The sequence below is a fragment of the Streptomyces sp. NPDC059649 genome (assembly GCF_042734445.1).
Taxonomy (GTDB): Bacteria; Actinomycetota; Actinomycetes; order Streptomycetales; family Streptomycetaceae; genus Streptomyces.
Window position 1 is genome coordinate 1 of sequence record NZ_JBHWDV010000061.1, and the last position, 14,348, is coordinate 14,348.

Genomic DNA, 14,348 nt, shown 5'->3' on the forward strand with positions numbered 1-14,348 from the left:
CGGTGGCCTTACGGGTGGCCCGGCGACGCGTACGAGCCGGCTTGGTGGGCTCCTCGACGGCCTCCGTGGGTGCGGGCGCCTCCTCGGCGGCGGCCGGCGCGGCCGGGGCCTCGACCGGCTCCTCCGCCGCCTGGGGGGCACCGGCCGGAGCGGTGGCCTTACGGGTCGCCCGGCGACGCGTACGGGCCGGCTTGGTGGGCTCCTCGACGGCCGGGGCCTCCTCGGCGACCGGCACGGTCTCCTCGGCCTCCTCTTCCTCGGCCGGCTCGGCGGCGGGCGCCTCCGCGACGACCGGCTCCGGGGCGGCCTCGGGCTGCGGGGTGGCGGTGGGCGAGGTCACCTTGCGGGTCGCCCGGCGGCGGGTACGCCGCGGGGCGGCCTCCTCCTCCGCCTGCGGCGCCTCGGCGGGCACTTCAGCGGCGGCCGGGGCAGCGGCCTCGGCCGGAGCCTCCGCGGGCGCCTCGGCGGCGGCCGGCTGCGGCGGCCCCGTCGGAGCGGTGGCCTTACGGGTGGCCCGGCGGCGGGTACGGGCCGGCTTGGCCTCGTCGCCGCTGCTCACCGCGGACGCGGCGGGCTCCTCGGCGGGGGCCGGGTCGGCCGTCGACGCGGCGGGCTCGGTACTCACCACGGTGGCCGCGGTGGGGTCGCCGGCGACCGGCGGACCGGCCGGCCGGGACGCCGCCCGGCGCCGGCGTCGCGGTGGCAGCGTGTCACTGGGTGAGTGGTTGTCGTCCGGACCGCGGTCCGGGGACGACGTGGATTCAGTGGGCTCAATGGGCTCGAGCATGCGGGCGGTTCTCCCGTCACGCTCCCGGGCGCCGCGCCTGATTCCGGTAGCGGTCCGCGTGATGAGCGCGGAACCCGCTGTCCGGGGCGTGGGCGCCGCACGGGAGCTGTCGTCTCGCTCGCCGGCCCCTTTTTTGGGGTGGGGACCGGCGAAAGTCTCCTGGTCAGTGCGTCTGCCGGACCGGGGTGGCGCCCTGGCTGATCGGCGACGCGACGACGGCGGTCCTACGCAGTACCGTCCCCGGCTGCCGGGGAGGCCCCGCCCGGCGCCTTCGCGGCACTCTGCCCGGCGGCCGTGGGTGGGGCGGCCGTGGCAGCGTCGCGGTCGGGCGCAAGCGGGTCGGTCACCGCGCCGGTCTCCTCATCGAGCAGCCCCTGCGCCAGCCTGGTCACCGCAGCGGGGACCGGCGGCGCCAGGTCGGCCGTAGCTCGGAGGCCGGACAGGACGTCGTCGGGTCGAACGGCGGGTGTCAGATGCCGAACAACCAGCCGCAGTATCGCACAGGCATTGCCGTCGGGCCTATCGCTCGGGCAACCGGCCGCCTCCAGATGCGCCACCGCGGCCCGTGCGTCGAAGGTCCGCATGCCGTTCTTCGTACGGCGCTCGACCAGTACCTCGTCGGCCGCGAGGAACGCCTCGACGGCGCTCGCTGCGGCCTCGGGGGCGACCCCGTCGAGCCGGAGCTCCCACACCGAGGCCTGCAACCGGTCGGCCAGGCCGCTGGTGCGCGCCTCGACCGATTCGATCACATCGAGACCCGTCGGCAGCGACTCGTCGAGGAGTTCGCGAAGCTTGTCCGGGTCACGGCGCTCGGCGAGCTGGATCTCCAGATACTCCGCCTCGCTGCCCGTGCCGGTCGGGGCGGCGTTCGCATACGACACCTTGGGGTGCGGGGTGAACCCCGCCGAATAGGCCATGGGGACCTCGGCGCGGCGCAGCGCCCGCTCGAAAGCGCGCTGGAAGTCGCGGTGGCTGGTGAACCGGAGGCGGCCGCGCTTGGTGTAGCGCAGTCGGATGCGCTGCACCGCCGGTGCGGGCGGCGGGCCTTCGGGCTGTCGCTTGCCCAGTGTCGTTCAGTCCTTCGTGAGTGGGGTCGTACTGCTACCTAGAGTACGTGCCTCACGGCCCCCAGGTTCCCCACGGGCCGGTCCGGCCACCCTCAGCCCTGCCCGCCGGACCCGCCGCCGGCGCCGCCGGCGGGCACCGTAGCAGTGATCCAGTACCGCAGCTTCTCGTCCCGCTGATCCTCGAAGATCCCTCCGCAGGCCTCGATGACCTTGCGTGATCCGGTGTTGTCCGCGTCGCAGGTGACCAGCACCGGATCGATGCCCAGCTCGTCGCGGGCGATCGGCAGGGCGGCGCGCAGCATGGCGGTGGCGTGCCCCTGCCGCCGGGCCCCGGGGCGTACCGCGTAGCCGAGGTGACCGCCCCAGGTGTGGAGCGAGGGGGTGAGCCGGTGACGGAAGGTGACGCGGCCCAGATAGCTGCCGTCCACCACCCACCACCGGGTGGACACCGGCACCCGGCCGTCGGCGCGCTCGTCGTACGCGGTGCCGCCGACCTCGGCGACATACGCGGCGAACCCCTCGGGCGCCGGCCAGCGGGTGCGCCACGCCCGCAGTTCGCGCGCCAGGTGGGACCGCGGAGCCTGCTCGGCGCCGTCGGCGCGGAACTCGTCCATCGCGGCGAGGAAGGAGTCGTGGAACTCGACGGAGGGGGCGACGAGCCGCCCTGACGTCGGCGGGTGCGGTGCGGGCATCGGATCATTGTGCCGAGCACGCCGCGGCCCGGCCACCGCGAGCGCGGGGCCGGGCCGAACTTCCTTACGGCGGCGGCTACTTGACGACCGTCAGCGGCAGCAGCTTCTTGCCCGTGGGGCCGATCTGGATCTGGGTGTCCATTTGCGGACACACCCCACAGTCGAAGCACGGGGTCCAGCGGCAGTCCTCGACCTCGGTCTCGTCGAGGGCGTCCTGCCAGTCCTCCCAGAGCCAGTCCTTGTCGAGACCGGAGTCCAGGTGGTCCCAGGGCAGGACCTCCTCGTACTCCCGCTCGCGGGTGGTGTACCAGGCGACGTCCACGCCGAAGTCCGGCAGCGTCTTCTCCGCGGCCCGCATCCAGCGGTCGTAGGAGAAGTGCTCGCGCCAGCCGTCGAAGCGGCCGCCGTCCTCGTAGACGGCGCGGATGACGGCGCCGATGCGGCGGTCACCGCGGGAGAGCAGGCCCTCGACGATGCCGGGCTTGCCGTCGTGGTAGCGGAAGCCGATGGAGCGGCCGTACTTCTTGTCGCCGCGGATCTTGTCGCGGAGCTTCTCCAGGCGGGCGTCGGTCTCCTCGGCGGAGAGCTGCGGGGCCCACTGGAAGGGGGTGTGCGGCTTGGGTACGAAGCCGCCGATGGAGACCGTGCAGCGGATGTCGTTGGACTTCGACACCTCGCGGCCCTTCTGGATCACCTTGGTCGCCATGTCGGCGATCTGCAGCACGTCGTCGTCGGTCTCGGTGGGCAGACCGCACATGAAGTACAGCTTCACCTGGCGCCAGCCGTTGCCGTAGGCCGTGGCGACCGTACGGATCAGGTCCTCCTCCGAGACCATCTTGTTGATGACCTTGCGGATGCGCTCGGAGCCGCCCTCGGGGGCGAAGGTGAGGCCGGACCGGCGGCCGTTGCGGGTCAGCTCATTGGCCAGGTCGATGTTGAAGGCGTCGACGCGGGTGGAGGGCAGCGACAGGCCGATCTTGTCTGCCTCGTACCGGTCGGCGAGGCCCTTGGCGATATCGCCGATCTCGGTGTGGTCCGCGGAGGAGAGGGAGAGCAGGCCGACCTCTTCGAAGCCGGTGGCCTTCAGGCCCCGGTCGACCATCTCGCCGATGCCGGTGATGCTTCGCTCCCGCACCGGGCGCGTGATCATGCCGGCCTGGCAGAAACGGCAGCCGCGGGTGCAGCCCCGGAAGATCTCCACCGACATCCGCTCGTGGACGGTCTCGGCGAGGGGAACGAGCGGCTGCTTGGGGTACGGCCACTCGTCCAGGTCCATGACGGTGTGCTTGGAGACCCGCCACGGGACGCCGGAGCGGTTGGGCACGACGCGGGAGATCCGGCCGTCGGCCAGGTACTCGACGTCGTAGAACTTGGGGACGTAGACGCTGCCGGTCCGGGCAAGACGGAAGAGGAGTTCATCGCGGCCGCCGGGGCGCCCCTCGTTCTTCCACGTGCGGATGATCTCGGTGATCTCCAGCACCGCCTGCTCGCCGTCGCCGACCACCGCGCAGTCGAGGAAGTCCGCGATCGGCTCGGGGTTGAAGGCGGCGTGGCCGCCCGCGAGGATCAGCGGGTGCTCGTCGGTGCGGTCCTTGGACTCGAACGGAATGCCGGCCAGGTCCAGGGCGGTGAGCAGGTTGGTGTAGCCCAGCTCGGTGGAGAAGGAGACGCCGAGCACGTCGAAGTCGCCGACGGGGCGGTGCGCGTCGACCGTGAACTGCGGCACCTCGTGCTCACGCATCAGCGCTTCGAGGTCCGGCCAGACGCTGTAGGTGCGCTCGGCGAGCACGCCCTCCTGCTCGTTGAGGACCTCGTAGAGGATCATGACGCCCTGGTTGGGCAGCCCGACCTCGTACGCGTCGGGGTACATGAGGGCCCAGCGGACGTCGCAGCTCTCCCACGGCTTGACCGTGGAGTTGAGCTCACCGCCGACGTACTGGATCGGCTTCTGCACGTGTGGGAGCAGAGCTTCGAGTTGCGGGAAAACCGACTCGGACATCTCGAACCTTCGTGGGCTGACAAGGGGCGACTGTCAAGCGTAACCCGCTTGGCGTCGCCCCATGACACGGCGATCTTGAAACACCCCCGCAGCGGCGGGGAGGAACCTACCTCTTCGAGACCGGTCGCCTTCAGGCCCGGATCACCTCCGCGTCGACGGAGAAGCCGTGCACCCGTACAACGATCGACCACCCGTACTGTTACGCCCCCAGTCGCGCCAGCAGTCCCGGCCGGGAGGCCTTCGCCCAGGTGGCCGGGAGGTCGCGTTCGCGTTCGGCGGCCAGGGCTTCCTCGCGGCCGTAGAGGAGGCCGAAGGTGAAGCCACCCTCGCCGGCGCGGTGGGCCTGGATGGCCAGCTCGCGGAGGGCGCCGCGGGCCACCACGCTGTCCTGGTGGTCGCCGAGCAGCTGCTGCAGCTTCTTGATCCGCTTGGCGAACTTCTTCGCCGGCTTGCCCAGCGCCGGGCGCGCCGCTTCCGCCGCGTACCGGGCCCGCTTGGCGGCCTTACGGGCGTTGTGCAGCGCCTCGTCCCGGCCGCGGCCGGCGGGGGCGTCCAGCGCGGCCTCCATACGGCCGGCCAGTCGCCGGTAGTCCTTGAGGACGGCCCGGGCGGCCGCTTCGGGAGCGGGCCGCCCGGCGGCGGCGCGCAGCGGCGGCTCCGCCAGGAGGGCGTGCAGCCGGTCGAGGAGGGCCAGGTAGCGGGGGCCGTCCAGGGCGGCGAGCAGCCGGTCCCGGGCGCCGGCCCGGTTGCGCTGCGACCACAGCTGCAGCCGGGCGGCGACCGGGCCGAGCCGGAGCGTCCGGGGTACCTCCGCCAGCCCTGCGCGGAGCCGTTCGGCCAGCACCTCCTGGTCCCGGTCCACCCCCAACTCCCCTGCCAGCCATTTCAGTTCGGCGCCCATCGGGTCGGTGACGGCACGGTCGAGGACCTTGCCGTACGAGCGGAAGGCGCTGCGCAGACGGCGGGTGGCGACCCGCATCTGGTGCACCGAATCGGGCAGGTCGCGGCGGACCGCCGGATCGAGCGCGGTGATCGCCCGCACCTGGGCGGCGGCGTAGTCCAGGACGAGGTCCGCGGCGGTGCGCGGCGTGCCGCCGGAGCGGGCGGTCGGCACATCCGCGGGGTGCCCGTCGGCGCCGTCGGCGCGCAGGCCGGTCTCGGTCAGGGCCCGGGCCAGCTTGGAGGGCGCCGAGGCGGGGCGTACCCCGGCTTCGGCCAGCGCCCGGCCGATCGCGTCCAGCAGCCCGGTGTCCGCGTCCCCCGCGCCGTCCCCCTCGGCCAGCTCGACCTCGATCTCGTGCCAGCGCGCCTCCATGGGGCCGGCGCCTTCGGGCGTCGCCTCCGGGGGAGCCGCGAACGTCACCCGGCGTGCGGTCACCGCGTCCACCGCCACTTCGGCGAGCGGTACGCCCGCGGCGTCGCACAGCACCCGGACCGTCCGCCGGGTCCGCAACCGGACGAGGGGGATCAGATCCTGGCCGCGGGTCCGGGAGCGGACCAGGGCGGTCAGTTCGGGGGGCGGGGCGTCCGAGAGGGGCGCCCGGATCTCGTCGCGCACCCCGGGTGAGACCGGGAGTTTCAGGTGCCAGCCGGCGTCCGGGCCGCCGGTGCGCCGCCGGAGGGTGACGCCGTCCGCGGCGAGGCGCTGGCCTGCGGTGTCGTAGTAGAGGGCGTCCAGGTTGTCGGTGCCGCGTTCCTCCACGGTCGCGACCCGGTCGATGCCGGCCAGGTCGGGCAGGTGGGTGTCGTCGTCGGCCTCGTATTTCCGCTCGATCTCCCGCACGGTGTCCGCCATGCCTCGAATGTAGCCAGCGGCCATACGGGGGACCAGCCTCCCGGACAGGATCGCGCTCCGTGGTCCGTTCCCGCATCCGGAAGGGCGGGTGGCACATGCCGGGCAAGGTGGATTACGGTGTGTCACTAGCCACCCACGCAGGGTGGCGATCGGCGCTCACTCGACCCTTCGGGGAGGGAGACACCCGTGCATCCCCACAGCGCAGCCGTCGCCCGGTCACCCATCCGCGTCTCGGCGGGGGCCCGACCGTTCCTGCTGACGGCGCCGAGCGAACCCACCACGCCGAAGATCGCCCGCGATTTCGTGGCGGCCGTCCTGCGGAACACCCCGCTCGACCCACTGCTGAACACCGCGGTGCTGCTCACCTCGGAGGCGGTCACACGCTCCCATCTGCGCACCCCGCGGTCGGCGGACATCCTGCTGAGGCTGCTGACGGCCGGGCACGGCCTGCGGATCAGCGTGCACGACGCGACCCTGGTCCGCCGTCCCTCACCGGCCGTCCCACCGCCGGCCCGGCCGCCGTACGACCCGGTGGCCGAGGACGCCGATCACGGGCTGTGGCTGACCGGTGAGCTCGCCGACGACTGGGGCAGCACGCCGTATGCCGGCGGGCCGCGGTCGGCGTCGCTGTGGTTCGAGCTCCACACCGGGCGGTGACCCGGCCCGGGGCCGGGCCCCGCCGTCAGCGGGACGCCGACAGCGGGCGGCCGACCCGGATCGACTGCAGCAGCCCTATGGCGATCCAGACGGCGAACATCGAGGTGCCGCCGTAGGAGACGAAGGGCAGCGGCAGGCCGGTGACGGGCATGATGCCGAGCGTCATGCCGATGTTCTCGAAGGACTGGAAGGCGAACCACGCGATGATGCCGGCGGCCACGATCGTGCCGTAGAGCTCGGTCGACTCGCGGGCGATCCGGCAGGCGCGCCACAGGACGACGCCGAGCAGGACGATGATCAGGCCCGCGCCCAGGAAGCCCAGCTCCTCGCCGGCGACGGTGAAGATGAAGTCCGTCTGCTGTTCGGGGACGAACTGGCCGGTGGTCTGGCTGCCGTGGAAGAGCCCGGAGCCGGTCAGTCCGCCGCCGCCGATCGCGATCCGGGCCTGGTTGGTGTTGTAGCCGACACCGGCCGGGTCCAGGCTCGGGTTGGCGAACGCGGCGAAGCGGGCGATCTGGTACGCGTCGAGCAGCCCGAGCTGCCAGATGGCGACGCAGCCGACGACGCCGGCGCTCCCCAGTCCGAGGATCCATCGGTTGGACGCGCCGGAGGCGAGCAGTACGCCGAGGATGACGGCGCCGAGCACCATGACCGAGCCGAGGTCGGGCATCAGCAGGATGATGACGACGGGCACGGCGGCCAGCCCGAGGGCCTGGACGACGGTGCGGTGGCCGGGGTACGGGCGGTCACCGGCGTCGACCCGGGAGGCCAGGATCATCGCCATGCCGAGCGAAATGGTGATCTTCGCGAACTCGGCGGGCTGGAGGGAGAATCCGCCGGGGATCGCCAGCCACGAGCGCGAGCCGTTGATGGTGGCGCCGAGCGGGGTCAGCACCAGTACGGCCAGCAGCACCGACAGCGCGTACAGCACCGGGATCGCGCCGCGCAGGGTGCGGTGGCCGAGCCAGATCGTGCCGCCGGCCAGCGCCAGGCCGATGCCGAGGTTGAGCAGGTGGTGCAGGAAGAAGTAGTACTCGTCGCCCTTGTTGAGCTCGGTGCGGTTGCGGGTGGCGGAGAAGACCAGCATCGAGCCGATCAGCGACAGCAGCAGACAGGACAGCAGCAGTATCCAGTCCAGCTTGCGCAGCACCGAGTCACGTGCCGTCAGTTTTCCCCAGGTGCCGAGTTCCGGGGTGTAGCGGCGGACGGAGAACGCCCGGGAGGTGTGGCTTGAGGTCACTGCGGGCTCCCCGAGGGTGAGGGCGACGGGGACGGCGGGGCGTAGGGCTTGATGGGCTGGGCCTCGATGGTGCCGTCGCTCTCGATCTTGGGCAGCTTGCCCTGCGGCCTGGGCAGCAGGGCGGCCTTCGGATCGATGCCGCCCTTCGCGTCGATGCCGTACAGGGCGTTGTAGATGTTGCGCACGGCCGGACCGGAGGCTCCGGATCCGGTACCACCCTGGGAGATCGTCATGACGATCGTGTAGTCCTTGGTGTACGTCGCGAACCACGAGGTGGTCTGCTTGCCGTAGACCTCGGCGGTACCGGTCTTGGCGTGCATCGGGATCTTGTCCTGCGGCCAGCCCTGGAAGCGCCAGGCGGCGGTACCGCGGGTGGCGACGCCGGCCAGTGCGGAGTCGATCTGCTTGAGGGTGTGCGGGCTGTCCGGCAGCTTGCCGTGCGCCCGCGGCTTGATCATCTGGATGTGCTTGCCGTCGGGGCTGACGATCGCCTTGCCCACGGTCGGGTTGTAGAGCGTGCCGCCGTTGCTGATCGCGGCGTAGATGGTCGCCATCTGGATCGGGGTGACGAGGGTGTCGCCCTGGCCGATGGCGTAGTTGATCGAGTCGTAGGCGTGCAGCTTCATGCCTTCGAGGCAGCCCTCACGGGCGAGCTTGGTGGTGTAGTCCTTCTTCTTCGGCCAGGCCTTGGCCTGCCGGCACCAGCCGTCCTTGTTGGCCTTCCAGAAGTTGTGCTTCCAGCGGCGGTCGGGGACCCGGCCGTTGACCTCGTTGGGGAGGTCGATGCCGGTCTCCTTGCCGAGTCCGAACTGGTGGGCGGTCCGGTAGAACCAGTCGTTGGGGTCCTTCTTCGGCTTGTCGCCGCCGTCCTTCTTCCACTCCTCGTGCGACAGCCGGTAGAAGACGGTGTCGCAGGAGACCTCCAGCGCCCGGCCCAGGCTGATGTCGCCGTGGCCCTCGCCCTCGAAGTTCCGGAAGACCTGGCCGCCGATGCTGTACGAGCTGGTGCAGGGGTAGTGGCCGTTGAAGTCGTAGCCCGCGTTGACCGCCGCCGTGGTCGAGATGACCTTGAAGATCGAGCCGGGGGCGGCCTGCCCCTGGATGGCGCGGTTCAGCAGCGGGTAGTTGGAGTCCTTGCCGGTGAGGCGGGCGTAGTCCTTGCCCGAGATGCCGCCGACCCAGGCGTTGGGGTCGTAGCTGGGGTTGGAGGCCATCGCCACCACCCGGCCGGTCTTGGCCTCCATGACGACGACGGCGCCGGAGTCCGCCTTGTAGTTGGTGCCGGTGTTCTTGTCGTTGACCTTACGGGCGTCCTTCATGGCCTGGTCCAGCTGCTTCTCCGCCAGCGCCTGCACCCGGGCGTCGATGCTGGTGACTATCGACGAACCCGCCTGGCCCTTCTCGCTCTTGGCCTGGCCGATGACCCGGCCGAGGTTGTCGACCTCGTAGCGGGTGACGGCGGCCTTGCCGCGCAGGTACTTGTCGTAGGTGCGCTCCAGGCCGGAGCGGCCGATCTGGTCCGAGCGGAGCAGCGGTGAGCTGGTGTTCTTGGCCTTGTTGATCTCCTCGTCGGTGACCGGCGAGAGATAGCCGAGCACCTGCGCGGTGTTGGCGCCGACGGGGGCCGGGTAGCGGCGGACGGCGGTGGGCTCGGCGGTGATGCCGGGGAAGTCCTCGGACCGCTCGCGGATCTGCAGGGCCTGCTGGGTGGTGGCCTCGTCGGTGATCGGGATCGGCTGGTACGGCGAGCCGTTCCAGCAGGGCTGCGGGGTCTTGGAGTCGCAGAGCCGGACCTTGTTGCGGATCTCCTGCTCCGACATGCCGAGCACCTTGGCGAGCCGGCCGAGCACGGCCTTGCCGTCGTCCTTCATCTTCAGCAGGTCGGTGCGGCTGGCGGAGACGACCAGCCGGGTCTGGTTGTCGGCCAGCGGCACGCCGCGCGCGTCGAGGATGGAGCCGCGGGTGGCGGGGTCGACGACCTGCTGGACGTGGTTGTTGCGCGCCTCGGTGGCGTACTCCTGGCCGTTGCGGATCTGCAGGTACCAGAGCCGGCCGCCGAGCGTGAGCAGCAGGGAGAAGACCAGGATCTGGATGGCGATGAGCCGGACGGTCACCCGCGACGTGCGGGTTTCGGGCAGATGGGTCACAGCCGCTTGACCCCCTTGATCCGGCCGGCCTTGTCGCGGGCCGACTTGCCGAGCAGCCCGCCGCGCTGGCTGCCGATGTGGGCCTTGGTGCGGACCGACTTCATGGCGCCGCGGCTGGCCTTGAGCCCGGTGCCGGTGGTGAGCCAGCCGTACGCGGAGTCACGGGTGGCGGTGCCGCTGGGGCTGGGGGAACCGTCGCCGACCACCGAGTCGTGCTCGGTACGGCGGGCCAGCGACATCACCAGCGGAACCGTGAACGGCGCCAGCAGCAGGTCGTACAGGGTGGCGCTGAGCAGCAGTCCGACCAGGCCGACGTGCCGGGCGGCGGTGTCGCCGACGAGCGAGCCGACGCCGGCGTACATCAGGGTCGAGCCGATCGCGGCGCCGATGACGACCATCAGCGGCAGGGTCGCCGAACGGTGCTGGCCGGAGTCCGGTTTGGTCAGCCCGGCGATGTAGCCGATGACGCACAGGACCAGCGCGTAGCGGCCGATGGCGTGGTCGGACGGCGGGGCCAGGTCGGCCAGCAGCCCGGCGAAGAAGCCGATGAGCGAGCCGGCGACATGGCCGTAGACCAGTGCCAGGCCGAGCACCACGAGCAGCAGCAGGTCCGGTACGGCGCCGGGCAGTTGGAGTCTGCCGAGGAGACTGACCTGGATGATGAGGGCGACGACCACCAGCGGGGCCGAGAGCAGGATCCGGTTGATGCGCATCGGTCAGCTCCTGGGTGAGGCGCTCGCGGAGGGCGTGGCCGTGACGGTGACCGTCGGCGTCGGCTTGGGCTTGGCCGGCGCGGGCGGCAGGACGGTGTCCCGCGGGTCCTGGCGGGGCGGCTGCACGACGACGCCGACGATGTCGAGCTGGGAGAAGGAGACGAACGGCCGGACCTGGAGGGTGCGGGTCAGATCGCCGTTGGAGGGCTCGACCCGGACGACCCGGCCGACCGGCACGCCGGGGACGAAGGGCTTGTCCTTGCTGGAGCCGAAGGTGACCAGGCGGTCGCCCTTCTTGACGGTGGCCCGGCCGTTGAGCAGCTGGACGCGCAGCGAGCGGACGCCCTGCCCGTTGGCGAAGCCGATCTCGTTGGTCTTCTCCATGCGGGTGCCGACGGTGAAGTCGGGGTCGGCGGCCAGCAGGACGGTGGAGGTGTCCGGGCCGACGGTGGTGACCCGGCCGACCAGTCCGTCGCCGTTGAGGACGGTCATGTCGCGGGCGATGCCGTCGCGGCTGCCGGCGTCGATGGTGATGGTCCAGGAGAAGCCCTGGGCCGAGCCGACGGCGATGACCTGGGCGCCCTTGATGGCGTACTGGCCGGTGCCGGCGGTCTTGAGGATCTTGTCGAGTTCCGCGGCCCGGTTGCGGTTGCGGTCCGAGGAGCCGAGCTTGGCCTTCAGTGCCTCGTTCTCGTGCTGCAGCTGGGCGATCCTGTTGTGCCGCCGGCCGGAGTCCCGTACGGCGCTGACGGCGTTGCCGACCGGGTCGACGACGCGGGCGACACCGGCCTCGACCGGCCCGAAGGCGGCGGCCGCGGCCTGTCGGGCGCCATCGAGCGGGGACTGTTCGCCGCCGCGGATGTCGACCGTGATCAGCGCGAACGCGATCGCGACCAACAGCACCAGCAGCAGCCGGCTCTCTCGTGTGTCCCTCACGTGCGGCGGCCGTGTCCTTCCTCGTAGGACCGGCCGGCTGCGGGCCCCGCCGGTCTCGTTCGGGAGTTGAGCGTTGTGCCTTGCTGTGACGGGCCCGGTGGTGAAGCGTCAGGGCACCGTGTCTGTCGGGATGTTGTGCCTGTATATCAGCGATTCGCCGCAACGATCCCGGTCGACGACCGGGACCGCCGGAACGTCGCGGTCCGCCGGGCGGACGGGCCGCACTCGCCATGGTGCCCGACCGCCGCGGACGCCGCGGGGCGACCGCGGCGGGGCCGGGAACCGGGGTGTTACCTGCGCGGCTGGGAGTCGAGGACCTGCTGCAGCGCCTCGAACTCCTCCACGCACTTGCCGGAACCGAGGGCCACCGAGTCCAGCGGGTCCTCGGCGATGTGGATGGGCATGCCGGTCTCGCGGCGCAGCCGCTCGTCGAGGCCGCGGAGCAGGGCGCCGCCTCCGGTGAGCACGATGCCGCGGTCCATGACGTCACCGGACAGCTCCGGCGGGCACTTGTCGAGGGTCGTCTTGACCGCGTCGACGATGGAGTTGACCGGTTCCTCGATGGCCTTGCGGACCTCGGCGGCCGAGATGACCACGGTCTTGGGCAGGCCGGAGACCAGGTCGCGGCCGCGGATCTCGGTGTGCTCGTCCTGCTCCAGGTCGTACGCCGAACCGATGGTGATCTTGATGCTCTCGGCGGTGCGCTCGCCCAGCAGGAGGCTGTACTCCTTCTTGATGTGCTGGATGATCGCGTTGTCGAGCTCGTCGCCGGCCACCCGGATCGACTGGGCGGTGACGATCCCGCCGAGCGAGATGACGGCGACCTCGGTCGTACCGCCGCCGATGTCCACGACCATGTTGCCGGTGGCCTCGTGGACCGGCAGACCGGACCCGATGGCGGCGGCCATCGGCTCCTCGATGATGTGCACCTGGCGCGCGCCGGCCTGGGTCGACGCCTCGATGACCGCGCGGCGCTCAACTCCCGTGATACCGGAGGGAACGCAGACCACGACGCGCGGCCGGGCCAGGTAACGACGCTTGTGGATCTTCAGGATGAAGTAGCGGAGCATCCGCTCGGTGATCTCGAAGTCGGCGATCACACCGTCCTTCAGGGGCCGTACGGCGACGATGTTGCCGGGCGTGCGCCCGATCATCTTCTTCGCCTCTGCGCCCACCGCGAGGATGCCGCCGGTGTTGGTGTTGATGGCCACGACCGACGGTTCGTTGAGGACGATTCCGCGGCCCCTGACGTACACCAGCGTGTTGGCGGTCCCGAGGTCGACAGCCATGTCACGGCCGATGAACGACATGTTGTTCCCCATGAGGATACGTCTGGCCTTCCCAACTGGAGCGAATGCTTACTGGAGGTCGGCAGGAGGTGATGCGCTGTACGGCGCGGAAGCCTCCATCGTAGTTCGTAGTGCACCCACTCGAACACGTCGGGAGGCTGTTCCGCCATTGTCAGCCGTACACGTACCCGCCCCCCTCAATGGTGACGTCGTGTCGCGGTGATGCGTTCCCCCGATCGTGTCGCATACACCAAAGGGCGACCGATGAATTTGTCGGTCGCCCCTGGTCACGAGGGGTGTACAGCTGATGAAACGTCAGGAAATACCGGGGAAGAAAATCTTGATCTCGCGCTCGGCGGACTCTTCGGAATCCGAGGCATGGATCAGATTCTCCCGGGTGATCGTTCCGAAGTCCCCACGAATGGACCCACTCGGCGCGGCAATCGGGTCAGTCGGACCGGCCAGCGCACGCACGCCCTCGATCACCCGCTCCCCCTCGACGACCATCGCGACGACCGGGCCGGAGGACATGAACGCGACCAGCGGCTCGTAGAACTCCCGGCCGACGTGCTCGGCGTAGTGCTGCTCCAGGATGGCCCGGTCGAGGGTGCGCAGCTCCAGCGCGCTGATCGTCCAGCCGGCCTTCCGCTCGATCCGGCCGATGATCTCGCCGATCAGACCGCGCTGGACGGCGTCGGGCTTGAGAAGGACGAGGGTGCGCTGGCTCACGGTACGGCTCCTTGGGGGTGCGGGTAGCAGTGCGTTTGAGGCTACCCCCACGTACCTGGCTGTCCGGCCGCGGGGCGCTGCGCTTGGCGGGGCCTCCCACGTACCTGTCTGTCCCGCCGCGGTGGTTTCTCGCCGTTCCGCTGCGCTTTGCTGCGTGTCCCACGTACCTGTCTGCGGCGCCGCGGGGCCGTTGCGCTTTGCGGCACGCCGTACGTACCTGTCTGCGGCGCCGCGGTTGTTGTTCGCCGTTGCGCTTTGCGGCGCCCCGTACGTACCCGTCTGCGGCGCCGCGGGGCG

11 protein-coding genes and 1 pseudogene are annotated in these 14,348 nt (G+C 71.2%); 1 reads left to right on the forward strand and 11 read right to left on the reverse strand.

Annotated elements, in window-relative coordinates; genetic code table 11:
• The 5 genes and pseudogenes from ACFV1J_RS35355 to ACFV1J_RS35375 all read right to left on the reverse strand — a co-directional run.
• Positions 1-787: pseudogene (locus ACFV1J_RS35355) on the reverse strand (ribonuclease E/G); the annotation flags it as partial.
• A 224-nt stretch (positions 788-1,011) separates the two neighbouring features.
• Positions 1,012-1,812 carry a TIGR03936 family radical SAM-associated protein gene (locus ACFV1J_RS35360; protein ID WP_385865219.1) on the reverse strand — a complete coding sequence of 267 codons (801 nt, stop codon included), beginning with the start codon at positions 1,810-1,812 and terminating at the stop codon, positions 1,012-1,014.
• 134 nt (positions 1,813-1,946) lie between these two features.
• Complete coding sequence (locus ACFV1J_RS35365; RefSeq protein ID WP_385865221.1) at positions 1,947-2,546, reverse strand: GNAT family N-acetyltransferase; 600 nt, start codon at positions 2,544-2,546, stop codon at positions 1,947-1,949.
• A 76-nt stretch (positions 2,547-2,622) separates the two neighbouring features.
• Positions 2,623-4,545: a TIGR03960 family B12-binding radical SAM protein gene (locus ACFV1J_RS35370; protein WP_385865224.1), complete on the reverse strand. Its 1,923-nt coding sequence runs from the start codon at positions 4,543-4,545 to the stop codon at positions 2,623-2,625.
• Between the two features lie 199 nt (positions 4,546-4,744).
• Positions 4,745-6,340: a CHAD domain-containing protein gene (locus ACFV1J_RS35375; protein ID WP_385865226.1), complete on the reverse strand. Its 1,596-nt coding sequence runs from the start codon at positions 6,338-6,340 to the stop codon at positions 4,745-4,747.
• A gap of 186 nt (positions 6,341-6,526) precedes the next feature.
• Here ACFV1J_RS35375 and ACFV1J_RS35380 point away from each other — a divergent pair, with 186 nt between their 5' ends.
• Entirely contained in the window at positions 6,527-6,997 is a 471-nt protein-coding gene (locus ACFV1J_RS35380; protein ID WP_385865228.1) for an ATP-binding protein, read from the forward strand.
• Positions 6,998-7,022: 25 nt separating this feature from the next.
• Here the strand turns inward: ACFV1J_RS35380 and ACFV1J_RS35385 are convergent, their stop codons facing one another.
• The 6 genes from ACFV1J_RS35385 to ndk all read right to left on the reverse strand — a co-directional run bounded on the left by ACFV1J_RS35385 (position 7,023) and on the right by ndk (position 14,051).
• Complete coding sequence (locus ACFV1J_RS35385; protein ID WP_385865230.1) at positions 7,023-8,237, reverse strand: FtsW/RodA/SpoVE family cell cycle protein; 1,215 nt, start codon at positions 8,235-8,237, stop codon at positions 7,023-7,025.
• The gene (gene mrdA, locus ACFV1J_RS35390) at positions 8,234-10,384 is read right to left on the reverse strand and encodes a penicillin-binding protein 2 (protein ID WP_385865232.1); all 2,151 of its coding nucleotides are present in this window, start codon (positions 10,382-10,384) and stop codon (positions 8,234-8,236) included. The genes ACFV1J_RS35385 and mrdA overlap by 4 nt, the downstream gene beginning before the upstream one ends.
• Positions 10,381-11,097, reverse strand: coding sequence for a rod shape-determining protein MreD (gene mreD / locus ACFV1J_RS35395; protein WP_385865234.1), 717 nt, complete (start codon positions 11,095-11,097; stop codon positions 10,381-10,383). The genes mrdA and mreD overlap by 4 nt, the downstream gene beginning before the upstream one ends.
• Positions 11,098-11,100: 3 nt before the next feature.
• A complete protein-coding gene (mreC, locus tag ACFV1J_RS35400; RefSeq protein ID WP_385865236.1) occupies positions 11,101-12,033 on the reverse strand; it encodes a rod shape-determining protein MreC in 933 nt (310 codons plus the stop codon).
• 290 nt (positions 12,034-12,323) lie between these two features.
• On the reverse strand, positions 12,324-13,343 hold the full coding sequence (locus ACFV1J_RS35405) for a rod shape-determining protein (protein ID WP_003985182.1): 1,020 nt from the start codon (positions 13,341-13,343) through the stop codon (positions 12,324-12,326).
• 294 nt (positions 13,344-13,637) lie between these two features.
• Entirely contained in the window at positions 13,638-14,051 is a 414-nt protein-coding gene (ndk, locus tag ACFV1J_RS35410; RefSeq protein WP_385865239.1) for a nucleoside-diphosphate kinase, read from the reverse strand.
• Positions 14,052-14,348: the final 297 nt, after the last annotated feature.